Source organism: Streptomyces sp. NPDC021093 (assembly GCF_044333135.1).
Lineage (GTDB): Bacteria > Actinomycetota > Actinomycetes > Streptomycetales > Streptomycetaceae > Streptomyces.
Window position 1 is genome coordinate 493,730 of the sequence record NZ_JBIRQJ010000005.1, and the last position, 23,089, is coordinate 516,818.

Annotated in this window: 20 protein-coding genes; 8 read left to right on the top strand and 12 right to left on the bottom strand. The window is 72.1% G+C overall.

The annotated features are described in order from the left end of the window. Positions 1 to 275: 275 nt before the first annotated feature. Positions 276 to 2,069 (top strand): hypothetical protein, encoded by a 1,794-nt coding sequence (locus ACH4SP_RS18150; protein ID WP_398415930.1) that lies wholly within the window; start codon positions 276 to 278, stop codon positions 2,067 to 2,069. Here ACH4SP_RS18150 and ACH4SP_RS18155 read toward each other — a convergent pair. The 5 genes from ACH4SP_RS18155 to ACH4SP_RS18175 all read right to left on the bottom strand — a co-directional run bounded on the left by ACH4SP_RS18155 (position 2,028) and on the right by ACH4SP_RS18175 (position 7,622). Further along, positions 2,028 to 3,827 (bottom strand): CDP-glycerol glycerophosphotransferase family protein, encoded by a 1,800-nt coding sequence (locus tag ACH4SP_RS18155; RefSeq protein ID WP_398415932.1) that lies wholly within the window; start codon positions 3,825 to 3,827, stop codon positions 2,028 to 2,030. The two genes, ACH4SP_RS18150 and ACH4SP_RS18155, sit on opposite strands and share 42 nt — an antisense overlap. Before the next feature lie 146 nt (positions 3,828 to 3,973). Then, positions 3,974 to 5,416, bottom strand: coding sequence for an MFS transporter (locus ACH4SP_RS18160; RefSeq protein ID WP_398415935.1), 1,443 nt, complete (start codon positions 5,414 to 5,416; stop codon positions 3,974 to 3,976). 117 nt (positions 5,417 to 5,533) lie between these two features. Beyond that, positions 5,534 to 6,208, bottom strand: coding sequence for a DUF2293 domain-containing protein (locus ACH4SP_RS18165; RefSeq protein ID WP_398415937.1), 675 nt, complete (start codon positions 6,206 to 6,208; stop codon positions 5,534 to 5,536). Positions 6,209 to 6,301: 93 nt separating this feature from the next. Further along, positions 6,302 to 6,700 (bottom strand): MerR family transcriptional regulator, encoded by a 399-nt coding sequence (locus tag ACH4SP_RS18170; RefSeq protein ID WP_398415939.1) that lies wholly within the window; start codon positions 6,698 to 6,700, stop codon positions 6,302 to 6,304. Positions 6,701 to 6,743: 43 nt separating this feature from the next. After that, entirely contained in the window at positions 6,744 to 7,622 is an 879-nt protein-coding gene (locus tag ACH4SP_RS18175) for an SDR family NAD(P)-dependent oxidoreductase (protein WP_398415942.1), read from the bottom strand. A gap of 98 nt (positions 7,623 to 7,720) precedes the next feature. Here ACH4SP_RS18175 and ACH4SP_RS18180 point away from each other — a divergent pair, with 98 nt between their 5' ends. Continuing rightward, entirely contained in the window at positions 7,721 to 8,365 is a 645-nt protein-coding gene (locus ACH4SP_RS18180; RefSeq protein ID WP_398415944.1) for a uridine kinase, read from the top strand. Between the two features lie 55 nt (positions 8,366 to 8,420). Here ACH4SP_RS18180 and ACH4SP_RS18185 read toward each other — a convergent pair whose 3' ends face one another. Further along, positions 8,421 to 8,720, bottom strand: a complete 300-nt coding sequence (locus tag ACH4SP_RS18185; protein ID WP_398415946.1) for a GlsB/YeaQ/YmgE family stress response membrane protein — start codon at positions 8,718 to 8,720, stop codon at positions 8,421 to 8,423. Between the two features lie 172 nt (positions 8,721 to 8,892). Here ACH4SP_RS18185 and ACH4SP_RS18190 point away from each other — a divergent pair, with 172 nt between their 5' ends. Both ACH4SP_RS18190 and ACH4SP_RS18195 read left to right on the top strand, forming a co-directional pair. After that, positions 8,893 to 9,384 (top strand): SRPBCC domain-containing protein, encoded by a 492-nt coding sequence (locus ACH4SP_RS18190; protein ID WP_398415948.1) that lies wholly within the window; start codon positions 8,893 to 8,895, stop codon positions 9,382 to 9,384. Continuing rightward, on the top strand, positions 9,371 to 9,742 hold the full coding sequence (locus ACH4SP_RS18195; protein WP_398415950.1) for a cupin domain-containing protein: 372 nt from the start codon (positions 9,371 to 9,373) through the stop codon (positions 9,740 to 9,742). The genes ACH4SP_RS18190 and ACH4SP_RS18195 overlap by 14 nt, the downstream gene beginning before the upstream one ends. 33 nt (positions 9,743 to 9,775) lie before the next feature. On the opposite strand, the gene ACH4SP_RS18200 is transcribed toward ACH4SP_RS18195, so the two are convergent. The 3 genes from ACH4SP_RS18200 to ACH4SP_RS18210 form a co-directional block, all read right to left on the bottom strand. Continuing rightward, positions 9,776 to 11,047, bottom strand: a complete 1,272-nt coding sequence (locus tag ACH4SP_RS18200; protein WP_398416320.1) for an MFS transporter — start codon at positions 11,045 to 11,047, stop codon at positions 9,776 to 9,778. Positions 11,048 to 11,357: 310 nt separating this feature from the next. Next, a complete protein-coding gene (locus ACH4SP_RS18205) occupies positions 11,358 to 11,915 on the bottom strand; it encodes a methylated-DNA--[protein]-cysteine S-methyltransferase (RefSeq protein WP_398416322.1) in 558 nt (185 codons plus the stop codon). Positions 11,916 to 12,077: 162 nt separating this feature from the next. After that, positions 12,078 to 12,950, bottom strand: a complete 873-nt coding sequence (locus ACH4SP_RS18210; RefSeq protein ID WP_398415952.1) for a glycerophosphodiester phosphodiesterase — start codon at positions 12,948 to 12,950, stop codon at positions 12,078 to 12,080. A gap of 278 nt (positions 12,951 to 13,228) precedes the next feature. On the opposite strand from ACH4SP_RS18210, the gene uvrB reads away from it, so the two are divergent. The 4 genes from uvrB (at position 13,229) to ACH4SP_RS18230 (ending at position 19,608) form a co-directional block, all read left to right on the top strand. Beyond that, complete coding sequence (gene uvrB / locus ACH4SP_RS18215; protein ID WP_398415954.1) at positions 13,229 to 15,358, top strand: excinuclease ABC subunit UvrB; 2,130 nt, start codon at positions 13,229 to 13,231, stop codon at positions 15,356 to 15,358. Between the two features lie 169 nt (positions 15,359 to 15,527). Then, positions 15,528 to 16,106 carry a TerD family protein gene (locus ACH4SP_RS18220; protein WP_398415957.1) on the top strand — a complete coding sequence of 193 codons (579 nt, stop codon included), beginning with the start codon at positions 15,528 to 15,530 and terminating at the stop codon, positions 16,104 to 16,106. Between the two features lie 160 nt (positions 16,107 to 16,266). After that, positions 16,267 to 18,336, top strand: a complete 2,070-nt coding sequence (locus ACH4SP_RS18225; RefSeq protein ID WP_398415958.1) for a TerD family protein — start codon at positions 16,267 to 16,269, stop codon at positions 18,334 to 18,336. Positions 18,337 to 18,594: 258 nt separating this feature from the next. Further along, on the top strand, positions 18,595 to 19,608 hold the full coding sequence (locus tag ACH4SP_RS18230; RefSeq protein ID WP_398415960.1) for a TerC family protein: 1,014 nt from the start codon (positions 18,595 to 18,597) through the stop codon (positions 19,606 to 19,608). A gap of 291 nt (positions 19,609 to 19,899) precedes the next feature. Here the strand turns inward: ACH4SP_RS18230 and ACH4SP_RS18235 are convergent, their stop codons facing one another. The 3 genes from ACH4SP_RS18235 to ACH4SP_RS18245 all read right to left on the bottom strand — a co-directional run bounded on the left by ACH4SP_RS18235 (position 19,900) and on the right by ACH4SP_RS18245 (position 23,072). Beyond that, a complete protein-coding gene (locus ACH4SP_RS18235) occupies positions 19,900 to 21,183 on the bottom strand; it encodes an MFS transporter (RefSeq protein ID WP_398416325.1) in 1,284 nt (427 codons plus the stop codon). Positions 21,184 to 21,289: 106 nt separating this feature from the next. Then, positions 21,290 to 22,336, bottom strand: coding sequence for a carcinine hydrolase/isopenicillin-N N-acyltransferase family protein (locus ACH4SP_RS18240; protein ID WP_398415962.1), 1,047 nt, complete (start codon positions 22,334 to 22,336; stop codon positions 21,290 to 21,292). A 79-nt stretch (positions 22,337 to 22,415) separates the two neighbouring features. After that, positions 22,416 to 23,072 carry an MBL fold metallo-hydrolase gene (locus tag ACH4SP_RS18245; protein ID WP_398415964.1) on the bottom strand — a complete coding sequence of 219 codons (657 nt, stop codon included), beginning with the start codon at positions 23,070 to 23,072 and terminating at the stop codon, positions 22,416 to 22,418. Positions 23,073 to 23,089: the final 17 nt, after the last annotated feature.

A 23,089-nucleotide genomic window follows, 5' to 3' on the forward strand; every position in this document is an offset into this window, starting at 1 on the left:
CCAACCGGTTCGGTGGGACTGCGGGCGGGCCCGTCGTGCAGGCGGGGGTGGTGTACGGGGACGTTGTCTTCCGGGGTGAGCGGCGCGAAGGGCCGGTCAGGGTGACGCCGAGGGAAGTTCCGCGTGGGCCACGGAAGTTCGTGGGAAGAGAGCGGGTGTTGGAGGCCCTCGATGCTGGTGGGGTCGTGGTGCTGAGCGGTTTGCCAGGGGTGGGGAAGAGGGGTGTGGCGCGGCGGTGGACCGAGGGGGTTCGGGAGCGGTTCACCGGGGGTGATGTGTATGTCGATTTCGCGGGTCTTGACGGCGGCGGGCCGGGGCGGGTGGGTGCCGATGTGTCCGCCGCGGTGAGCCGGTGCCTGCGGGGGCTGGGGGTGGAGGACGCCTGTCTTCCGCGCACGCTCGGCGAGTTGAGTGCGTTGTTCCGGACTCGGACCGCTGCCGAGCCGGTGCTCGTCGTGCTGGACGACGTGCAGGAGGCCGCGCAGGTCCGGGCCCTGCTCCCGGGGGCAGGGCCGAGCGTGGTGGTGGCCATCGGCCGGGGGCGGCTGGCCGGGCTCGTGATGGACGGGGCCGAGTTCGTACATCTGGATCCGTTGGAGCCGGCGCACGGCCGGGAACTGCTGGGCCACCTGTGCGGTGCGGCGCGGGTCGCGGCCGAGCCGGAGGCCGCCGCGCGGATCGTGGAGTGGTGCGGCGGGCTGCCCGTCGCGCTGCATGTGGCCGCCGCCCGGCTGGTGGTGCACCGGCGGCTGACTCTGGGCATGCTCGCCGGTGAACTGGCCGACGAGAAGCGGCGGTTGAGTGCGCTGAAAGTACCGGGGGAGAGCGTCGTGGCGGTGTTCGGGGTGGCGTACGAAGGGCTGCCGGAAGAGGTCCGGCGGGTGTACCGGCTGCTGGGGCTGTATCCGGGGCGCAGTTGGGAGGCCGGGCTCGCCGCAGCCCTCGCGGGGATCGATGCCGCATCGGCGCAGGACGCCCTGGACGTACTGGAGGAAGCCAGCCTCGTCGAGGTGGCGGACAGCGGGCGCTACTCCTTCCACGACTTGGTGCGGCTGCACGCCCGGCAGGTCGCCGAGGACGCGCGGGAGGACGCCGGGCAGGTCGTGGAGTCGGCCCTCGGGCATCTGTTGCGGCTCGCCGCCCACGCGGATCTGGCAGTGATGGGCGAGCGGTTGAGGGCCGGGCGGTATGCGGAGCGGGTGGCGGGGGAGGCTTCGCCGTTCGTGGACCGAGGCGCGGCCCTGGAGTGGCTGGAGGCCGGGCGCGCCGAGATCCTCGCCGTGCTGAGCGAGGCTGCGTCCCGTGAACTCCACCGGGAGTGCGCCGAGTTGGCCGAGGCGCTGACCGCCCTCTACCTCAACCGGCGTTACGTCGGCGACTGGCTCGCCTCGGGCGAGATCGGCGTGCGGGCGGCACAGGCGGCCGGACTGCCCGCCTCCGAGGCCCGGCTGCGCGCACTGCTGTCGCGTCCGCTCATGGACCTCGGGGAGAAGGAGCGGGCGCGTGAGGAACTGGAGACGGCCGTCGTCCGCGCGGACGAGTCGGGACGGCTGCTGCTGCGTGCTTCGGTACGGGAGTTCCACGGGCGGTGGTACGACCGCTACGCGCCCGACCGGGCAGTGGCGGTGTACCGGGAGGCGCTGGCACTGTACGAGGAGGACGGCGATCCGCGCGGCATCGCCATCGGGCTGCACTTCCTCGGGTGCGCGCAGGACGCGGCCGGGGAAGGGGAGTCCGCTCTTGCGACCTTGCGAGACGCCGGTGCGCGGTTCGCGGCATTGCGTGACGTCCGCATGGGTGCTCGTGCGCGTGCCGCCGAGGGGGACGTACTGGTCGGGCTGGGGCGCAAGGACGAGGCGGTTGCCGCGCTCACCGAAGCGGCGGCGGCCCTGGAAGAGGTCGGCGCGGTGCACTACGAGGCCGTGCACCGCGAGACACTGCACCGACTCACCGGTGACGAGGGGCAGTTGGAGCGCGCCCTGGCGATCTACGAGGCCGCGGGCAGCCCGCGTGCCGAGGTCGTGAGGTCACTGCTGGACAAGGGGTCCGAAGCCGGGGAGCAGGCGTAGCGAGACGTCCTCCTCGCGGTCCGCGACGGACACGGTGACGAAGCCTTCCAGTGGCACGCCGCCGAGCAGACAGGCGTGCACGACCGCCGCCGGGATGCCGGGATCGGGGGCGGTGCGCGGGCCGGCACCCGTGATCGCCGCCTCGACCGTACGGCCGTCGCGGACGTGGATCCGGTACGTACCGGGGGCCACCGGCGCCGCGGCCAGCACGGCTCCGGGGAAGTCCGCGAAGATGCCGCGGGCCCAGGCCGCCGATGCGGTGCCACTGCTCGGGGTGCGGCGCACCAGGACGGACGCGCTCTCCCGGAGCGACCGGTCGCGTTCGTCGTCAGGGCAGCTGAGGTGGTGTTCGTCGGCGGGAGCGGGGGGTGTGGCGACGGCCGCAGGGATGCGTTCGACACGGACGTGGGGGCTCGCGTCGCCCTGGCTGCCCGGCCGGTTCTCCAGCCGGGTGGTCACCGAGAACGCGGTGCAGAGGTACGGGGCCGGGACCGGACGGGGATCCTCCGGAGCGAGGGGAGCGGGTGCGGGCGAGGCCGGTTCGGGGAGCCCCATCAGGCCGTACGCCGTCGCGCGCAGACGGCGCAGCGCGTGCCCCGGGTCGGCCAGCGCCGTCGAGCCCAGCTTGCGCAGCCGGTCGGTGTCCGGAGCGGCGAGGGCCTCCTCGATCTGGGGGCGCAGGGGTGCGTACGGGTCGAGGCGCGGGGCCAGGCGACCCAGTTCGGCCATGGGGGTCCCGGCCACCGCCTCCTGCTCGCTGAACGCGCCGAGGAGTACGGGGACGCCGAGCGCGGCCCCGTAGAAGGTGACCGAACCGTGGTCGCCGATCAGCAGATCGGCGGCGAGCAGCGCGGCCTGCCAGCCGGACTCGGGTGGTACGCGGATCAGGCCGGCCGCGCGGGCCGAGCCCAGTACGTGTTCCAGCTGGCCGGAGCCGTGCGCGGACACCACGTTGGGGTGGGTGACGAGCGCGACCGCGTACGCGTCGGCGGGCAGCGAGGCCAGCAGACGGGCCGGGAGCGACGAGTCCTGGCCGAGCGCGGACTCGTCCCGCCAGGTCGAGCTGATCAGGACCAGCCGCCGGCCGGGCGGCACCCCGAGGGCCTCACGGTAGCGCGCCCGCGAGGCACGTCCCGCGGCGAGCAGCGAGTCGTAGCAGGGGTCGCCGACGAGCAGGGGGTGGGCGGATCCCGGCAGCTGGGCCGCCTGGTCGGGGTGCGAGACGGCGGTGCGCACCCTCCCGGTGGCCAGGAGCTCGCGGGGAACCAGGCCCGCGAGACGCTCGCCGGGGCCGCGTGCGTCCGGTACGTACTTGTGGAAGCCGACACCGTGGGGGAGGACCAGTACGGGGGCGGTGTGCCCGGTGTCGGTGAGGACCGCGTTCTCCGTCGCGGTGACGACGAGGTGGGGGCCGCTCGCGCGGAACTGCTCCCAGGACATGACGAGTGCGCCGCGTTCGCGGAGGTACGCCAGGACGCCTTCGCCGAAGGCGGAGCCCGGGTCGTACGCGAAGACCAGGCTGACGCGGGCGTCGTCGCGGAGCACGGGGGTGAGGACGTCCAGGACGCGGACGGCGGAGGTGACCGTACGCACGACGGCGACCAGGAGGCGGTCACCGTGGAAGGTCAGCCAGCGGTCGGCGTCGGGGGAGACGGGGGCGGGGAGGCGGCGGGGAGGCCCAAGGACCGGAGCGAACCGTGGACCGCGCGTCCTTCGCGGTTCGCGGTTCGCGGTTCGCGGTTCGCGGTTCGCGATCATGGTCCGGATAGCGCGTATCACTCGGGCCCACAACCCCCTGGTGTCAGATCGTTTCGCCGTCCCCCGGCCACGACACGGTATGACATCGCACCGTACGACAGTGGCCGGAGTGCGGCCCCGGATCTCCGGAGGGCCGGGAACCGGTCTCAGCCTCCCGAAGTCGTCACCTCCTCCTTCGTCTCCGGTGCCCACGCCACCGACGCCACCGTGCCGATCAGCAGCACCCCCGCCAGCCAGTACATCGACCAGCTCAGGCCGATCGACTCCAGACTCACCGGCAGGACGAACGTGCCGACCGCCGACGCGATGCGGCTCGTGCCGTTGAGGAAGCCGACGCCGGTGGCGCGCAGGTGGGTGGGGTAGAGCTCGGCGGGATAGACCTGGGTGAGGTTCGAGGCGCCGGCCATGACGAAGGTGTAGACGAGGAACGGGATCATCAGGGCCGTCGTCGAGGCATGGGTGAGCGCGCCCATGAGAGCGAGGGCCGCCGTCATGATGCCGAAGGTGACGATGACGAGGGGGCGGCGGCCCGTGCGCTGCAGGAACCACAGGCCGGTCACTCCGCCGGCGAGGAGGAAGAGGTTGAGGAGGAGATTCTGGAGGTCGGCGTCCTCGACGTTCAGGGCGAGGAGGATCGTCGGCATGAAGGTGTAGATGGCGAAGTAGGGGAGGACCTGCGCGCTGTAGAAGACCAGGCCGAACCAGGTGCGGCGGGCCTGTCCGGGAGCGAAGAGCTCGCGGTACGCGGCCCAGGAGGTGGTGGATGGGCCTGCCCGCTCCGCCCTGGTGGGAGGGCCTGCCCGCCCCGCCCCGGTGGGAGGGCCCGCCTGCCCCGTCCTGGTCGAGGGGCCAGCCTGCCCCGTCCCGGCCGAAGCCCCCTCCGCCACCTCCCCCAGCTCGCTCCTCAGATACCTGCGCGCGATGTCCCTCGCCTCCTCCACCCTGCCCTGGCTGACCAGCCAGCTCGGTGATTCCGGGGTGCCGATGCGGAGCAGGAGGACCAGGAGGGCGGGCAGCGCGCCCGTCGCCAGCAGGACGTACGCCGTGTCCTCCGTCTTGCCCAGCCAGGTGCCCAGGATGCCCGCGAGCACGTACCCGACCGTCCACATCACCGTGAGGGAGCCGAGCAGCAGTCCGCGCAGCCGCTTCGGGGCGAACTCGGACAGCATCGTGGGGCCCACCGCGTAGTCCGCGCCCAGGCCGAAGCCGATCAGGACGCGGAGGGTGAACAGGACCGCGGGGTCCTTCGCCCAGAACTGGAGGGCGGAGGCGACGGTGATGAGGACGAAGTTGTAGATGTACAGCTTCTGCCGGCCGATGATGTCGCCGACCCGGCCCAGCACGATGCTGCCGAAGAAGAGGCCGATCAGGGCCGAGGCGCCGAGGAGCCCCTGCCAGACACCGGAGAGGTGCCGGGCGTCGGTGAGGGTCGCCAGGACCGCGCCGATCATGCCCAGCGCGTAACCGTCGGAGAAGTTCGCGCCGAACGTCGTCGCCGTCACCCGCAGATGGAAGGGGCGCAGGGGTGCGGCGTCGAGCGAGGGGGCGAGCGCCGCCCCGTCGCGGGGACGTGCGGCAGGGGTGGGCATCGGCTGAACCTCGCGTGGGTGTCGTGGGTGTCGTGGGTGTCGTGGGTGTCGTGGTGTCCACGTGTCGTGGAATCTCCGTGTCGGAGAACAGCCATCCTGCCCCGGTACGACCGTTTGTCACGGCACCTCGGGGGTGGTGTGCCACACCTCCAGGACCCTCTCGATCGCCTCCGCCACCCGGGTGCGCGCCTCCCGCCTCGGTACGCCCGCCATCAGCAGGGCGTCGTACGGGGTGTCGTCGTGCCGTACGGAAGCCCGTACCGCCGCCGTCACCGCGCCCTCGTCCAGCGCGCGCCCCGCCGCGCTGCGGCCCACCCGGCCGCTGCCCCTGACCGAGGCGTGGGCGGCGATCGCACGGGCCCGCTCGGGCGGGCAGCCGGGGAAGAGGGCGCTGACGGCCGCGGTGAAGGCGGCCGTGAAGCGGGTGTCCTCGACGGTGCGGCGGTCCGCGTCCCGGGCGCGGCGGCGGGCGCGGGCGTCGGCGTCCGCGAGGCAGGCGGACTCGGCGCGGGCGAGGGCCGCCTCCTCGACGAGCAGGCCCTGGCGCTCGTACCGCTTGCGGCGCTTGTGGTGCCGGATCACGACCGCCCACAGCGAACTCCCCTCGCGGGCCCGGCGGGTGAGGGCCGCGTCGCCGCGCGGGAGGAGGACGAGGTGGCCCAGGTCGGCGCAGTCCAGACAGCGCGGGGCGTTGTATTCGAGGATCAGGAGGGGGAGCGGGCCCTGCCGGCACTCCGCGCAGCGCACTCGGCGCAGGGGTTCGACGACCACGAGGGGAGCCACGAGGTTCATGGGGAGGGGATACCGCCGATTCCGTGCAGAGCATAGAGGAAATGACGATTCTGTTGAGTGTTCGGTTTTCGTTTGTGTGCATGACGACGGCATTCACAGGGCTCGGGGGCTGGCCAAAACCCCCGAGTCCGCTCCGGCGTGTCCGGCCGCGTGCGTGAGTGCCGCGGTCAGCCGGTCCCTCGCCGCCGTCTGCGCCGCGATCCGCGCGTTCAGTACGGCCAGCCTGTCGCGGGCGATCCGCAGGGCCCCGTCGGACGGACCGGCCGCGAGCACGTCCCCGTCCAGGCACGGACCGAAGGCCTGTACGTCCTCCAACGTCAGCCCCACGTCGAGGAGTTGACGGATGTTGCGGACGCGTGCGACCGAACCTTCCGGGTCGTAGACCCGGTAGCCGTTCGCGGCCCGGTGCGAGGTCAGGAGGCCCGCCTGCTCGTAGTGCCGCAGCGCGCGGGCCGTCGTGCCCGTCGCCCGTGCGAGTTCCCCGATGCGCATGCCCGTTCCTCCCCGTGGTCTTCGGGGCATGCGTATCACGCGCTCAGGCGACCACCGCACCCCCGTCCACCGCCAGCACGGTGCCCGTCACGAACGACGCGGCGGGCGAGGCGAGTTGGGTGATCGCCCAGGCCACCTCCGCCGGGCGGCCGATCCTGGCCAGCGGGGTGTGCGCCACCTGCCAGCTCCGTACGGCCGTCTGTTCCTCGGGCGACAGGCCCCGGTGCTCGCCGATCGGGGTGTCGATCGCGCCCGGGGCGACGGCCACGACGCGGATGCCGCGCGGGGCGAGTTCCACCGCCCAGCTGCGGGTGAGGAGTTCGAGCGCCGCTTTCGTCGATGCGTACACGGAATTGCCGGGCCAGGCGCGTTGGCCGACGGAGGTGCTGACGTTCACGACCACGCCGCCGCGGTCGCCGAACGCGGGTAGCGCGGCCTGCGTCAGGAGCACCGGGGCGACCAGATTGGTGGCGAACTGCGCCTCGATGCCGGTACGGGTGAGCGTGCCGAGGGCGCCGGCACCGACGATCCCGGCGTTGTTGACGAGCACGTCGAGCCGTCCGTACGCCCCGGTGGCCTCGCGCACGAGTGCCTCGGCGGTTCCGTCCGCCGTGACGTCGGCGACGAACGGGACGACGAGTGAGGGGTGGGCGGCGCTCGCCGCCGTCTCGGCCAGGGGCTCCGGGCGGCGGCCCACCGCGATCACCCGCGCTCCCTCGGCGGCGAAGGCGTGGGCGGTGGCCCGGCCGATGCCGGTGCCCGCACCGGTCACGATGACGACGCGGGGGTCCGGCGCGGTGGCTGCGGGGGCCGTGGGCTGTGTGGTGGTGCGTGCGATACGGGCGGTGTGCGTGGGCTGCGCGGTGGTGCCTGCGGTGTGCGTGGGCTGCGCGGTGGTGCCTGCGGTGTGCGTGGTGTTCATGGGGTGATGCTCCGACCTTGACGCCAGTGGCAAGGTCAAGCGGGCCGCCGCACCGGACCGGCGGGCCACGTGCCGGACCCATCGGCGACCATGGCCGTATGCAGCTCCGACCGATCACCTGGGAACGCCTCGGCGACACCCTCGCCGACCACCTCGACGCCCGGGTGCCCGGCGACGGCAGCCCCTGGCTCAAGGTCGCCGTGGACGGGGCCCCTGCGGCGCGTACCGGCGAGTTCGCCGGGCGGATCGCCGCGGGGCTGCGGCTGCGCGGGCGTACCGTCCATGCCGTCGACACCTCGGGATTCCTGCGGCCCGCCTCCCTGCGCTTCGAGTACGGCAAGCAGGACCCGGACACCTACTTCGACGGCTGGTTCGACACCGGCGCCCTCTGGCGGGAGGTCTTCGGGCCGTTGGAAGCGGGGGGCAGCGGCCGTGTGCTGCCCGACCTCTGGGACCCGGCCACCGACCGCGCGACCCGCAGTCCGTACGTTCAACTACCGCCAGGGGGCGTGCTGTTGGTGCACGGTCCGCTGCTGCTCGGCCGGTGGTTCCCGTTCGACCTGACGGTGCACGTGCGGCTCTCGCGGGGCGCTCTCGCCCGCCGTACCGAAGAGAGCGAGCAGTGGACGCTGCCCGCCTTCGTACGGTACGAGGACGAGGTCGGGCCGTCGGAGGCCGCCGATGTGGTGGTACGGGCGGACGATGCGCGGCATCCGGCCTGGGCCGGGCTGCCGTCCGCCTGAGCGGGGGCGGGGGCCGGGGTGCCGGGCCGGGGCGGCGCGCGTCGCTCTTACCGGCTTACCGGTCGCTGCGGCTCCGGTGGTGGCTCCGGCCACGGTCGCCGGACTTGAAGCGGTCCAGGGCGGCGACACCGATCGCGGCGAGGCCGATCTGGATCAGCCACTCGATCCAGTCGACGCCCTTGGTGTCGTTCACGCCGAACGCCTCGGCGATCGCCGCACCCGCCAGCGCCGCGACGATGCCCACGACGATGGTCCACAGGATGCCGATCCGCTGGCGGCCCGGGACCACGAGCCGGCCGAGCACACCGATGATGATGCCGATCACGATCGCGCTGATGACGCCCGAAATCTCCATGGCCGTAGCTCCCTGTAGAGGCTCATGCCCTTGTTGGTGTCCTGGCTTGTGCCCCTCGTACGCCGGGGCACGCGCTGCCTGGATTGCCGGTTTCCGCCGCCTCGGCGAACATCTGGGGTGTATGCGGCGTGAGGCTACGGGCGTCCGCCGCCGGGTCTGAAGGGACACCGCCATGGCCAGTGCGCCGGGTATCGATCTGCACCGTGTCTTCGATGCGCCGCGGGAGTACGTGTACCGGGCGTGGACCGAGCCCGAACGGTTCGCGGCGTGGTTCGGGGCCGCCCTCGACGTACCGGTGGACGGGGTGCTCCTGGACGTCAGGGCCGGCGGCGCCTGGCACGCGACGATGTTCGAGCCGGACGGCGGGGAGGTGCCGTTCTGGGGCGAGTACCAGGAGGTCGTGCCCCCGGAACGGCTGATGTTCACCCTTGCCGACCGGAGCTCCGACGACGGCGCGGAGGGGGAGCTGGTGAGCGTCACCCTCACGGAACTGGGCGACGGACGGACCGGGATGAGGTTCCAGCAGCTCGGCGGGAACCTCACCACTGAGCAGTACGCCGCGGCGGAGTCGGGCTGGTCCGGCTTCTTCGACCGATTGGCTTCGGGCCTGGCCGAAGAGGGGCGAGGCAGCGGCGCTAAGGTGACCGGCCATGACGACAATTGATCAAGTTCCCGCCGCGCCCGCCTCCTTCGCGGTGCACATCCCGGACGCCGAGCTGGAGGCCGAGCCGCTCGACCCGGAGCAGATCGTCTCCGGCGAGCCCGTGGTCACGGGCAAGGTGCTGTGGGAGTCCGAGGACGGCAAGCAGCTGCGCGGAATCTGGCAGATCACGCCGGGCGTGGTGACCGACACCGAGGCCAACGAGCTGTTCGTGGTGGTCAGCGGTCGCGCCACCGTCGCGGTGGAGGGCGGCGCGACCCTGGAGATCGGTCCCGGCGACGCGTGCGTGCTGCGCGAGGGCGACCGGACGACGTGGACCGTCCACGAGACGCTGCGCAAGGCGTACCACATCAGCCTCTGAGGGGTGCCGGAACCACGGGAGCCCCCCGGCGGCTCACGCCTGCTTCGTCGTACGCGCAGTGAACAGCGCCAGCGCCGCCATCGGCACCAGCAGGAGGGCGCCGGCCGCGTTCAGCCACCCGTAGCCCGCCTGCGCGACGATCAGCCCCGCCGCCGCACCGCCGACGGCCGCCGCCGAGTTCATCGTCAGGTCGGACAGGCCCTGCACGGCGGCGCGCGCGGGCTGCGGCACGGAGTCCGTGAGCAGCGCGGAACCCGAGACCAGACCGGCCGACCAGCCCAGGCCCAGTACGAAGAGACCGGCGGCGGTCTGCCCGTGGCTGCCGCCGGAGGTGCCTGCGAGCAGGGCGGCGACCGCCAGCAGTCCGCCCGCGAGACCGATCACGGACAGTCGCCCGAGCTGGTCCGCGAGCCATCCCATGACCGGGGAGAACGCGTACATCCCCGCGATGTGGCCGCTGATCACCAGCCCCACCAGTTGCAGGCCTGCGCCGTGGTGCCCCAGGTGCACGGGCGTCATCGTCATGATCGACACCATCGCGGTGTGCGTGACGGCGACCGTCACCAGGGCGAGGCGGGCCCGCGGGGACGCCTTCACGGCGGCGACGCCCGCCTTCAGCGAGCGGCTCGCGGCCGTGTCGTCCTCCTGCGGGGACAGCGCCCGCGCGGTCAGCAACGGGTCCGGGCGCATCAGTACGGCGACGACCACCCCCGTGATCAGGAAGATGCCGGCGGCCCACACGAACGGGGCCGCCGTCACGGGTATGGAGGTGCCGGAGAAGAGGCGCCCGGCCGGGGCCGCGATGTTCGGGCCGAGCACCGCACCGATGGTCGTCGCCCACACCACCGTGGAGATCGCCCTGGCACGCCGGTCGGGGGTGGCCAGGTCGGCCGCGGCGAACCGGGCCTGGAGATTCGCGAGGGATGCCGCACCGAACCCGGCCATGCCGAGCAGCAGCAGCGGGAAGCTCTCCGCGAGAGAGGCGACCACGACGAGGGCGGCCCCGAGCGCTCCGATCAGGTACGCGAGGACGAAACCGGGCCGCCGTCCGCGCTGCGTCATCAAGGAGGCGAGCGGTACGGACAACAGCGCCGTGCCCACCACGGAAGCGGTCGGAGCCAGCCCGGACACGGCCTCGGTGCCGCCGATCTCCGTGGCGAGGACGGGCGCGAGGGTGATGCCGATGGGGACGCCGAGGCCGCCCAGGATCTGGCTGATGACCAGTACGGCGGTGGTACGGCGCTGGAGCGCGGGCAGCTCGGCTGCAGTCACCGGGGGTGGCGTCGCCGGCGGGGGCACCGGCACGGTGTCCGCGACCAGGCCTCCGGCAGCGGGGTCGGAGTCGCCGGTGCCCGGCACGCCCTCGGCTTCGGGGCGCCCGGTGGCCCCGACGGCCCCGGTGTCCTCGGGGCGGTCGTTCCTGTCCGTGGTGCTCACTTCGTACACGCCTCTCCGCCGAGGGCCCCGGTCACCGAAACGGGGCCAGATGTGTACGTGTACTTGTCAAAGAATGTCGTCACCGCCGCAGTGTGCCAGCCCGTACCCCCCAGGGCACCAGATAATCGAGCCCCTCGCATCAAGGGATCCGGACCGCGCCCCTCCCGAGCGCCCGGGCTCAGAACAGCGGCTGCGGCAGCACCCCCTCCAGCGCCAGCAGGACCCGCTTGGTCTCCAGGCCGCCGCCGAACCCGCCGAGGCCGCCGTCGCTCTCCACCACGCGGTGGCACGGCACCACCACGGGCAGCGGATTCGCCCCCATCGCCGCCCCGACGGCCTGCGCCGCGCCCGGCTGCCCGACCCTGGCGGCCAGGTCGCCGTACCCGACGACCGCGCCGTACGGAACGCCGTCGTTCAGTTCGCGCAGCACCTGCCGGTTGAAGCCCGAGATCAGCGACCAGTCCAGCGGGAGGTCGAACTTCCGCAGCGTGCCCGCGAAGTAGGCCGCGAACTGGCGGACCGGCTCGGCCAGCCGGCTCGACGCGGGTATCGGCTCGGGCACCTCGACGAGCTCGGCCCCGAGCCGCGCCGCCAGCATCTCCAGGGCCTTCCCGCGGACCTTCTCGTCCGCGTGGAAGACCACGCTCACCAGTCCCGCGTCGGTCGCGGCCAGCAGGAGCGGGCCGATGTCGCTGTCGACGACGGCCCACTCGACACAACTCGTACGTGGCTCCATGCTGTTCACGTCCACCACCGTACGACCGGGCACTGACAACGGGCCCCGGCCTGCGGAAAGAGGCTGGTGAGCAGCTGGTCGGCGCGGCTTCCCCCGGCCCCTCACCCGCTCCTCGGCGGTCCCTCACCCGCTCCTCGACGGCACCCGCTCCTCGGCGGCCGCTCAGCGGCGCGTCGCGTCCCGTACGACGTCCGGCTTGTTGCTGATGATCCCGTCCACGCCGAAGTCCTTGACCTTCTTCGCGTTCACCGCGTCGTCGACGGTCCAGGCGTTCACCTTCAGCCGCTTCCCGTGCGCGCCCTTCAGCCGGTGCACGGCCGCCACGTACTCCTTGGTGATCGTGCCGTGCTGCGGGTTGATCTGGTCGGTGTACGCCGCGTACTTCGGCAGGTCGGCGACGGCGGGCGTGCCGAGGAACCCGGTGGTCAGGTCGGACCGCTGCCGGTGGACGGCCTGCACGCTCGCCGCGTCGAAGCTCTGCACGACCAGCCGGGACCGCACGTGGTCGCGGTCCAGCCAGCCCTCCTTGCGCAGCACCTTGAGGACGTCCTTCTCGATGCCGGGGTAGAGGGCCGGGTTCTTGACCTCCATCAGCAGCTTCTGCCGGTTCTTGTCGACCCGCTTCAGATACTGCTTCAGCGTCGGCACGCGCGTGCCCGCGTAGTCCGCGCCGAACCAGCTGCCCGCGTCGAGTCTGCGGATCTCGGCGGCCGTGAAGTCCTTGACCTTCCACGGGGCGCGCCCCGGGAAGACCTGCTCCACGTCGGTGGTGCGGGCCAGGGAGTCGTCGTGGACGATCACCAGCTCGCCGTCCCTGGTGCGCTGGACGTCGTTCTCCACCCAGTCGATGCCCAGCCGGTCGGCCCGGTCGACGGCGGTCAGGGTGTTCTCCGGCGCGTACGCGGAGGCGCCGCGGTGGGCGAACACGACGGGGCCGGACGACGTCGTTCCGACGGGGCCCGCAGCGGGCTGGACGACACCGGCGGTACCGCCCGCGAGCGCGGTGAGGGTGGCGGCGACAACGAGTGTGAGCATGGAGTTCTCCTTGCGCGAGACGGCCCGGGCGACCGAGCGTGACATCTGCGCGCCAACGCGGAACAGGGGAAGAATGGCCATGCGGTGAACGATCGGACGCACCCGGACATTACGCCCCGTGACAGATCCGGTACGGAGACACAACTTCGGCGGACTGGGCGAACGGGCACGCGCGCCGGCCCCGCCCGGGACCCGCCGGACCTCTTCCCGGCCCCGCTGTGCCCGCCCCGGACCCGCGGTCGCCGCGTGATGTCAGTGGTGGGTCGTACGGTGGTTGCATGCGGCCCGTTTCCAAGATCGAACGTACGGTGGCGCCCTTCGAGGTCGTCAGTCCCTACCAGCCCAGCGGTGACCAGCCGGCGGCCATCGCCGAGCTGGAGAAGCGCATTCGCGCAGGTGAGAAGGATGTCGTCCTGCTGGGTGCGACCGGCACCGGCAAGTCGGCGACGACCGCCTGGATGATCGAGAAGCTCCAGCGCCCCACGCTCGTCATGGCGCCCAACAAGACCCTCGCCGCCCAGCTGGCGAACGAGTTCCGCGAACTCCTGCCGAACAACGCGGTCGAGTACTTCGTCTCGTACTACGACTACTACCAGCCCGAGGCGTACGTCCCGCAGTCGGACACCTACATCGAGAAGGACTCCTCGATCAACGAGGAGGTCGAGCGGCTGCGCCACTCCGCGACGAACTCGCTGCTCACCCGCCGCGACGTCATCGTGGTCGCCTCCGTCTCCTGCATCTACGGCCTGGGCACGCCGCAGGAGTACGTGGACCGCATGGTCACTCTCAAGGTCGGCGAGGAGATCGACCGCGACGCCCTGCTGCGCCGCTTCGTCGACATCCAGTACAACCGCAACGACATGGCGTTCGCCCGCGGCACTTTCCGGGTGCGCGGCGACACCATCGAGATCTTCCCGGTGTACGAGGAACTGGCCGTCCGCATCGAGATGTTCGGCGACGAGATCGAGGCCCTGTCCACGCTGCACCCGCTCACCGGCGAGGTCATCAGCGAGGAGAGCAGCCTCTACGTCTTCCCCGCCAGCCACTACGTGGCGGGCCCCGAGCGCATGGAGAAGGCGGTCAACGGCATCGAGAAGGAGCTGGCGGACCGCCTCGCCGAGCTGGAGAAGCAGGGCAAGATGCTGGAGGCCCAGCGGCTCCGTATGCGCACCACCTACGACCTGGAGATGCTCCGAGAGATCGGCAGCTGCTCCGGCATCGAGAACTACTCGATGCACTTCGACGGCCGTGAGCCGGGCACCGCCCCGCACACCCTCCTCGACTACTTCCCCGAGGACTTCCTGCTGGTCCTCGACGAGTCGCACGTCACCGTCCCCCAGATCGGCGCGATGTACGAGGGCGACGCCTCCCGCAAGCGGACGCTGGTCGACCACGGCTTCCGGCTGCCGTCCGCGATGGACAACCGGCCGCTGAAGTGGGAGGAGTTCCAGAAGCGGATCGGCCAGACCGTCTACCTGTCCGCCACCCCGGGCACGTACGAACTCTCGCGCGGCGACGGCTTCGTGGAGCAGATCATCCGCCCGACGGGACTCGTCGACCCGGAGGTCGTCGTCAAGTCGACCGAGGGCCAGATCGACGACCTGGTGCACGAGATCAGGAAGCGCACCGAGAAGGACGAGCGCGTCCTGGTCACCACGCTCACCAAGAAGATGGCCGAGGACCTCACCGACTACTTCCTCGAACTGGGCATCCAGGTCCGCTACCTGCACAGCGACGTCGACACCCTGCGCCGCATCGAGCTGCTGCGCGAACTGCGCGCCGGTGAGTACGACGTCCTGGTCGGCATCAACCTGCTCCGCGAGGGCCTCGACCTGCCCGAGGTGTCCCTGGTGGCGATCCTCGACGCCGACAAGGAGGGCTTCCTGCGCTCCGGGACCTCCCTGATCCAGACCATCGGCCGCGCGGCGCGCAACGTCTCCGGCGAGGTCCACATGTACGCGGACCGGATCACCCCGGCGATGGCCAAGGCGATCGACGAGACCAACCGCCGCCGCGAGAAGCAGGTCGCGTACAACAAGGAGCACGGGATCGACCCGCAGCCGCTCCGCAAGAAGATCAACGACATCGTCGCGACGATCGCCCGCGAAGAGGTCGACACCGAGGAACTGCTCGGCACCGACTACCGGAAGCCGAAGACGGGCAAGGACGCCAAGGCCCCGGTCCCGGCGCTCGGCGGCAAGGCCGCGAAGGCGGCGAAGGGCAAGAAGGGTGCCGAGGTCCTCACCGACCGCCCGGCGGCCGAACTGGCCCAGCAGATCGAGGAGATGACCGACCGGATGCGGTCCGCCGCGGCGGAGCTCCAGTTCGAGGTGGCCGCCCGGCTGCGCGACGAGGTCGGCGAGCTCAAGAAGGAGCTGCGGATGATGAGGGAGGCGGGACAGGCCTGACGGAGGAGCCGGGCGAGGGCTCCGGTGCGTCGTGCGGCGGTCGCGTCGCGGAGTGTTGCAGGACCGACACAAAACGCACCGGAGTTGCGACCCCGTCGGGCGGACTGCGTAGGGTGCTGCACAACCGCACACACGGGCGGTCGGGTGAGTTTGTGGAGAGGGGTAGCGCGTGACGGTCAACATGACCAAGGGCCAGGCCATCAGCCTGCAGAAGAGCGACGGGGGAACCCTGACCGCGGTGCGGATGGGGCTCGGCTGGCAGGCGGCGCCGCGCCGCGGTCTGTTCGGCTCGCGCACCCGCGAGGTCGACCTCGACGCGTCGGCGGTGCTGTTCGCCGACAAGCAGCCGGTGGACGTCGTCTTCTTCCGGCACCTGGTCAGCGACGACGGTTCCGTGAAGCACACCGGTGACAACCTGGTCGGCGGCGCCGGCTCGGGCGGCGACGACGAGTCGATCCTCGTCGACCTCCAGCGCGTCCCGGTGCACATCGACCAGATCGTCTTCACGGTGAACTCCTTCACCGGCCAGACGTTCCAGGAAGTGCAGAACGCGTTCTGCCGCATCGTCGACGAGACCAACGGCCAGGAACTGGCCCGCTACACCCTCGACGGCGGCGGCCAGTACACCGCGCAGATCATGGCGAAGGTGCACCGTGCCGGTGCGGGCTGGCAGATGACGGCCCTCGGGAACCCGGCCAACGGCCGCACCTTCCAGGACCTGATGCCGTCGATCCTGCCGCACCTGTAGCACGCACGCTTCTACGGCAGCCGGTGCCACGACAGTCCGGTGCCACGGCAACACCGCAGCTCCCGGAGGCTTCCAGCCGTCGGGAGCTGCACCGCATGCACAGCACCACGCACAGCACCACGTGCACAGCAGCGCACACCGACGGCGGGGGAGAAAGACGATGACGGCCGAGCTGGTCCGGGGGCAGAACCACCCCTTGCCCCAGGCCCGTTGCGAGATCCGGATCTCGGCCGGCCAGCCGGTCGTCGCCGGAGCCACGCTCGGCGACGAGCAGGGCACCGTGCGGGGCGTCGAGCGGGTGGCCCACCCCGGCTCGCACCAGCTGCCGGGCCTCGAAGTGTCCCGGCAGGCCGCCGCCGACCACCGGCTCGCCGTCGACCTGGGCGCGCTGCCCGCTGACGTCCACCGGGTGAACGTGCTCCTCGCGCTGCCCTCCGCCGTGGGCTTCCCGGCCCGCTTCGGCGCGGTCGCCGCACCCTTCGTCGCCGTGACGGGCCTGGACGGCGCCGAGGTCGCCACCTTCACCCTCACCGGCCTTGACGCCGAGTCCGCCGTCGTCGCCCTGGAGCTCTACCGCCGGGGCGACGCCTGGAAGGTCCGGGCCGTCGGCCAGGGATACGCGGGCGGCCTCGCCGAGATGCTCGCCGACCAGGGCCTCCCACAGGCCCGCGAGCTGGCCGCCACCATCCAGGAAGCGGTCGGCCGGGGTCTCGCCCGGTCGGTGGCCGCGCCCCCGCCCCGTACCCCTGACGGGGACCGGGCCCGCCGCACCCCGCCCGCGGCCCGCCAGGGGGCGGCGCCCCCGGACGCGGTACGCCACGAGGCCGCCGGCGCCGAGCCCACCGCTCCGGCCACCGGGCCGCAGCCCACCCCTGGCGTGCCGTCCGCCTCCGGAGCACCGTCCGTCCCCGGCGTCCCGCCGGGGGCGAGCCCGCCCGAGCGGTCGGCCGCACCGCAGGACCCGCCGGCCAGGACCGGCGGTCCCGTCAACTACAGCCACCCCCGCCGCAGGCCGACGGCACAGCCGGCTCCGCCCCCGGCGGCCCCTCCCGCGCAGCCGCCCGCGCCCACCCGGCCGGACGAGCCCGGCAGGCCCCCGCGTCCCGTGGCCGGCGACGCGTCCGGCTGGTCCATGGAGGAGCGGCTCTACAACCAGGTCTGGGGCATGTTCGAGGACCTGGCCCGTACCGCCGCCGCCTACCGCAGTGCCGTCGACTTCGCCGAGTCCCGCTTGGAGCAGGAGCTCGACAAGGTCCTCTCCGACCCCCGCAGCCGCATCGGCTCCACCGGTGACCTCGCCCGCGCGAGCGCCCGCGCCAAGCGCGACGCCCTCGTCGAGCAGGCCCGCGCCGTCCTGGACCGCGACGTCGCCCAGCTCGTCGCCGAGTCCGAGGTCGTCGAGCCCGCCCTCCCGCCGTCCTTCGCGCGCTGGGACAACACCGCCTGGCAGTCCTACCGGGTCCCCATGGAGATCCCGATGGCACTGCGCATCGGCGACCTGCACCTGCCCGAGTGCCCCGAACTGCACATTCCGCTGCTCGTCAGGCTGCCGCTGGAGCGCGGTCTGTGGATCGACGCCGGACGGACCGGTTCCGAGGCGGCGATGATGATGGACACCGACGAGCTCCGCCGCCTCTCCGTGGACACCGCCGTCGTCCACGCCACCCGGCTCCTCGGGGCGTACCCGGCGGGCGAGTTCACCGTGCACGTCATCGACCCGGCGGGCTCCGCGTCCGCCGCGCTCGCGCCCCTGGTCAAGTCGGGCGCGCTGGACTCGCCGCCCGCCCTCGGGGCCCAGGGCGTCAGTGCCGTACTGGCCAAGCTGACCGAGCGCGTGGACCTCGTGCAGATGGCGATCAGGGCAGGTGCGTCCGACGCGCTGCCGCCGCACCTGGACACCGCCGAGCAGCTCCTGATCGTCAACGACTTCCCGCACGGCTTCGACGACCGCGCCGTCACCCAACTGCGCTACCTCGCCGACGAGGGCCCCTCCGTCGGCGTCCACCTCATGATGGTGGCCGACCGGGAGGACGCCAGCGCGTACGGGCCGGTGCTCGACCCGCTGTGGCGTTCGCTGCTGCGCCTCACCCCGGTGCCCGACGCGCACCTCGCCGACCCGTGGGTGGGCCACGCCTGGACGTACGAACCCCTGCTCGCGCCGCCCGCCGGGCAGCTGCTGTGGAACGTGCTCAGCCAGGTGGCGGTGGCCCGTCGGGCCCTTGGGCGCTGATTGCCAAGTTTTAATAAATAGCCTCTGACCTGGTCATTCGTTGGCTGCATCAGCAATCGCTTTACCATTTCTTGGTACTTCCTGTACTCTCGTGAGAGCGGAGGGGAGTACTCCCGGCCTGCGATGTACCCGTCAATACGGACCGCCATCGGTCCCGGGGCATCGGCCCGATGACACGCCACAGAGCGGCTCGGGTGGAAGAGACCTCCGGCAGCGACGACGCTGATTGAGTTGCCGTAGCTATCTGCCGGAGGCGCAGTGGACGTTTCATTGAGCACGTGGATCTTCACCATCCTGGCCCTTGCGGCCCTGATCGGTGTGGACTTCTTCATCGGGCGCAAGCCCCACGACGTCTCGACCAAGGAAGCGGGCATCTGGACGGTCGTCTGGATCGCGCTGGCCGTGATCTTCGGACTCGGCCTGCTGGTGTTCGGCCAGACCCAGGCGTCCGGCGAGTTCTTCGCGGGCTTCATCACCGAGAAGTCCCTGAGCGTCGACAACCTCTTCGTCTTCGTCCTGATCATGGCGAAGTTCTCGGTGCCCTCCCACCTCCAGCAGCGGGTGCTGCTGATCGGCGTACTGATCGCACTGGTGCTGCGGGCGATCTTCATCGCCGCCGGAGCCGCGGTCATCGCCAACTTCTCGTGGGTCTTCTACATCTTCGGCGCGTTCCTCATCTACACCGCCTGGAAGCTCGTCCAGGAAGCACGTGCCGGTGAGGAGGCGGAGGCACCCGAGGAGAACCTCCTGCTCAAGAAGATCGAGAAGAAGTTCGGCGTCGCCGACCAGTACCACGGCACGAAGCTCTTCATCCAGAGGAACGGCAAGCGCATCCTGACGCCGCTCATGGTCGTCATGCTCGCCATCGGCATGACCGACGTGCTGTTCGCCCTGGACTCGATCCCGGCGATCTTCGGCCTCACCCAGGACCCGTACATCGTCTTCACCGCGAACGCCTTCGCGCTGATGGGTCTGCGCCAGCTGTACTTCCTGATCGGCGGCCTGCTCAAGAAGCTGGTCCACCTCAGCTACGGCCTGTCCGTGATCCTCGGCTTCATCGGCGTCAAGCTGGTGCTGCACGCACTCCACGAGAACGGTGTGAAGGTCCCCGAGATCTCCATCGCGGTCTCGCTCTCCGTCATCTGTGGGGTCCTGGTCGTCACCACGATCACCAGCCTGCTCGCCAACAAGAAGACCGAGCAGCGGGAGGCGGCCGAGGCCGCCGCGAAGTCGGACGTGACCCCGTCGGACAAGTCCCCGATCGACTCCTGACCCTGCGCGCAACGACAAGCGGCGGGGGGGGGGGCCGGGGGGGCCCCCCCCCCCGGGGGGGGCGCCCCCGGGCCCCCCCCCCCGCCCCCCGGGGGGGGGCCCCCGCCCGGGCGGGGCGGGGGCCCCAGGGGGCCCCCCCCGCCCCCCGGGCCCGGGGGGCCCCCCCCCCCCCCCCCCCCCCCCGCGCGGGGGGGCGGCCCCCCCCCCCCCCCCCCCCCCGCCGCTTGTCTGTACGTCCGGGCCCGCCGCCGCCTCATAGAGGTGGCGGCGCAGCCTCGTGGAGGCGGCGGCTCAGGCAGGAGCCGCCTCCGCCTCGACGGTCCGGGCGGCCACCGGCCGGGTCTCCGGCAGCAGCGCGAAGCACCCCAGGCTGAGCAGCGCCATGCCCGTCAGGTACGCGGCCACGCCCCACGGCGGCCCGTCGCCCCGGGACAGCGCCGTCGCGATGATCGGCGTCAGCGCACCGCCCAGCACCCCCGCCAGGTTGTAGCCGACCGCCGCCCCCGTGCAGCGCACCCGGGGCTCGTACAGCTCCGGCAGATACGCGCCCACGACGGAGAACATCGCCGCGAACGACAGCGAACCGCCCAGGAACCCGAGGAACATCAGCAGCGGCTGCCCCGTCGACAGCAGCCCCATCATCGGGAAGATCCACAGTGCGCTGATCGTGCAGCCGGCCAGACACATCGGCCGCCGCCCGTACCGCTCGCCGACGAGCGCCGCCACCGGGATCATCGGCCCCTTCAGGAACACCGCGGCCATGATGCAGCCCAGCATCACCGTGCGGTCCACACCGAGGCGCTCCGTGCCGTACGACAGGGACCAGGTCGACATCGTGTAGACCAGCGCGTACCCCAGGGACAGCGCGCCCGCCGTCAGCAGCACCAGCCGCCAGTGGTTCCGTACGATCTCTGCGAACGGCGCCCCGGCCCGCTCGCCCTTCGCCGCCAGCTCCCTGAAGTCCGGTGTCTCCTCAAGGGACGACCGCAGCAGCAGCCCCGCGACGGCGAGCACGCCCGCCGCCCAGAACGGCACCCGCCACCCCCACGAGGTGAACTGCGCGTCCGTCAGCACGGCGGACATCGCCAGCATCACCCCGTTGGCCAGCAGGAACCCGATCGAGGGCCCGGTCTGCGGAAAGCTCGCCCACAGCGCACGGCGGTGCGCGGGCGCGTGCTCCACGGTCAGCAGGACCGCCCCGCCCCACTCGCCGCCGAGCCCGAGCCCCTGGAGGAAGCGCAGCAGGAGCAGCAGGACCGGCGCGAGGATGCCGATCGCGTCGTACGTGGGCAGACAGCCGACGGCGACGGTCGTCACCCCGGTGAGGACCAGCGACGAGAAGAGGACGGGCCGTCGGCCGAAGCGGTCGCCGACGTGCCCGAAGACGACCGCGCCGATCGGTCGGGCCAGGAAGCCGACGCCGAAGGTGCCGAAGGCGGCGAGGGTGCCCGCCAGGGGCGAGAAGGACGGGAAGAAGAGCGGGCCGAGGACGAGGGCCGCGGCCGTTCCGTAGATGGCGAAGTCGTAGAACTCGATGGCGGTCCCGGCGAGGGAGGCGGTGGCGAGCCGGAGCATGGACGGCTTGCCGGGTGGTTTCGAAGTGCGCATCCGGCCTGGTTACCCGACCCTCGGTGTCCTCAAGAGGTGCTCCGGACTAGTCGTACCGACTCGCCGGGGAAGATCACTCCATGGGGAGCGTGAACTCGTGCCGCGTACCCCAGCGCTGCCCCGTCACCAGCGTGACCCTGCCGGACTTCATGCCGTACACGACGGACCACTGGGTGTGCGACTGGGCGACGGTGCGCAGCAGGCCGACCGACTGGTCCGTACTGAGCGCGCCGCGCGCCTCGTTGAGGGATTTCGCCGCGGCGCCGTACCGGGGGTCGTCCAGGCGCCGTGCGGCGGGGGTGTCGGCGAACGTGAAGTTGACGGCGCCGTTCCAGGGCCGGCGGCCGCGCTCGGCGACCAGGATCTTCCCGCCGACGAGTTCGACCACGGCCGAATCGCCTGTCGCGTCGGCGAGGAAGTAGTGCAGTGGGGGACTGTCGGTGAAGTCGATCTCGTACGTCTCGAAGAGCTTCAGGGCCTCGGTGACGGTGGCCGCCTTGTCGAGGGCGATCCGCTGGATGCGCGTACTGCCCACCTTCGTACGGGCCTTGGGCCCTTCGGCGCGGTCCACGGAGGCGAAGCCGACGGCCAGCCCTTTGCTGTTCATGCCGTCGAAGGGCAGCAACGGGGCCTGCAGCAGGCCGCGTCTGCCGCGCGCGGTGGTGAAGTCGGCGGCGGAGGTGAGCCCGAGGTAGGTGGTGTCGACGACGGACACCGAGGCGTAGCCGTCCGGCGGGTCGGTGAACAGCAGCAGCGCCGGGCCGTGCCGCCAGTCGAAGTTCCGCGCGAACCGCGGATCCGTCCGGTCGCCCGCCGCGAGGAACAGCGAGCAGCCGAAGCCCGCGTCGGGCGGCACCGGGGGCGGCGAGACCTCCCGCAGCCGGTCGTACGTGCCCTCGAACCGCAGCTGCCACAGCGGATGGTCGTCCACCTTGCGGAGCGACCTGAGCTTCGCGGCGTCCTGCGCGGACAGTGCGCCGGGCGTCCCGTCCGACGGCGGGCCGGCGGGCGGCCGTGTGCTGGGCGGCTGCGTGCAGCCGCCCAGCAGGAGGACCAGGGTGAGCAGGAGGACAAGCGCGAGGAGCGGTGCGGCGGTTGCGACGGCACGGGACGTCTTCACAGGTCGGCCCTCCCTGGTGTCCACCATGCTGCGGAAGACGGGCCACCGGGAGGGCCGTGCCGAAAGTCGTGCGGCGGTTCTACCAGCCGCGCCCGCGCCATTCGGCGAGGTGCGGGCGCTCGGCGCCGAGCGTGGTGTCGTCGCCGTGGCCCGGGTAGACCCACGACTCGTCCGGCAGCCCGCCGAAGATCTTCTGCTCGACGTCGTCGATCAGCGAGACGAACGCGGCCGCGTCGCCGAAGGTGTTGCCCACCCCGCCGGGGAAGAGGCAGTCGCCGGTGAAGACGTGCGGGTGGCCGTGCGGGTCGTCGTAGACGAGGACGATGCTGCCCGGGGTGTGCCCGACGATGTGCCGCGCGGTCAGCTCCACGCGTCCCACCCGCACGGTGTCGCCGTCCTCAAGAGGCACGTCCGTCGCGACGGGGATGCCCTCCGCGTCGTACCGCCCGGCGAAGGTGCGGGCACCGGTGGCCGCCACGACCTCTTCGAGGGCCTGCCAGTGGTCGCCGTGCCGGTGGGTGGTGACGACGGACGCGACGGAGTCGTCGCCGATCAGCGACAGCAGCGTGTGCGGCTCCGCCGCGGCGTCGATCAGCAGCTGCTCGCCGGTGTCCCGGCAGCGCAACAGATACGCGTTGTTGTTCATCGCCCCGACCGCGACCTTCGAGATCATCAGGTCCCTGAGCTCGTGCACATCCGCCGGTCCGCCGACCTTCACCGCTCCGCTGTACGTCATACCGCGCACCCTATAGC